Annotated in this window: 1 protein-coding gene; it reads left to right on the top strand. The window is 59.8% G+C overall.

Annotated elements, in window-relative coordinates:
• Nucleotides 1-981, top strand: a 981-nt coding sequence (gene trmFO / locus V6C16_RS13580) for a methylenetetrahydrofolate--tRNA-(uracil(54)-C(5))-methyltransferase (FADH(2)-oxidizing) TrmFO (RefSeq protein ID WP_333543479.1), incomplete at its 5' end; no start/stop codon positions are given.
• Between the last annotated feature and the right edge of the window lie 266 nt (nucleotides 982-1,247).

Genomic DNA, 1,247 nt, shown 5'->3' with positions numbered 1-1,247 from the left:
TCGCTGGAACCGTTCAGGGGAGAAGGGCGCGCCGTCGTCGTGGCTGCCGGGCCGATGGCGTCCGACGGGCTTTCGGCTTCCCTGGCCGGAGCGTTGGGCGAAAAGCATTGTTATTTTTATGATGCCATAGCTCCTATCGTCTGGACGCATTCGCTGAATATGGACGTTATTTTTCGCGCATCGCGCTATGGGCAGGAAAACGGTGAGGCCGAGGGCGAGGGGGATTATCTGAACTGCCCCATGAGCCGCGAGGAATACGAAGTTTTCTATCAGGCCCTGCTTGACGCCCAAAAGGTGGCCGCCCACGAGTTTGAACAGGAAAAGCATTTTGAAGGATGCATGCCGGTGGAAGCGCTGGCCGAGCGCGGGCAGCGCACGCTTACCTTCGGCCCTCTCAAGCCGGTGGGCTTTGTGGATCCGCGCACAGGACGTCGTCCCTGGGCCATTCTGCAGCTAAGGGCTGAAAATGCCAACAGCGATACCTGTAACCTCGTGGGCTGTCAGACCAAACTGACCCAGAGCGAACAGGCGCGGGTCTTCCGTCTGGTTCCCGGGCTGGAAAAGGCGGAATTTGCCCGTTTCGGCAGTATGCACCGTAACACGTATGTGAACGCGCCGCACGTATTGGATGCTGACCTGTCCCTCAAGGCGCGGCCGGGTGTGTACCTTGCCGGGCAGATTACCGGCGTGGAAGGCTATGTGGAGTCCGCCGCCAGCGGCCTGTGGCTTGCCATTCTGCTGGACGCGCGCGCCCGTGGGTTGAACCTGGTCCGCCCCCCGGCGGAAAGCGCCCTCGGCGCGTTGCTCGGCCATCTGCAAACGTCGGCCAAACGCTTTCAGCCCTCCAATGCCCATTTTGGCCTGATGCCGGACCTGGGGGAAAGGGCGCGCAAAAAAGACCGCAAGGCCTTGTATTCGGCCCGTGCGCAAGAAGCGTTTGCCCCCTGGCTGCAGGAACTCAAGACGGTCGGGCTGGCCTGAGTCTGCCGTCCGTGCAGGGGCTGTTTCGCCCTTGTGTAGCCAATCATAGCGGGCAATTGCAGCCGGTCCGTCTGCTTCGCAGGCGCGCTGCCCTGTATTACCGATGTGTTCACGCCCGGATGCCTACACGGCATCCGGGTTTTTGTAACTAGAAAACCCCCCGCTAGGCGGGGGGTTCTAAAAAGCTTATAGCTTTGCCCAAGTGAGTAAAACTCCTTTTGATTTGTTAAAAAATCTCGCGGTCTGGCAACTGCGAGTCAACAAAT

This window comes from Desulfovibrio sp. 1188_IL3213, assembly GCF_036763145.1.
Lineage (GTDB): Bacteria > Desulfobacterota > Desulfovibrionia > Desulfovibrionales > Desulfovibrionaceae > Desulfovibrio.
The sequence above is the reverse complement of the archived record's forward strand: the minus strand, read 5'-3'. Positions and strand labels throughout refer to the sequence as shown.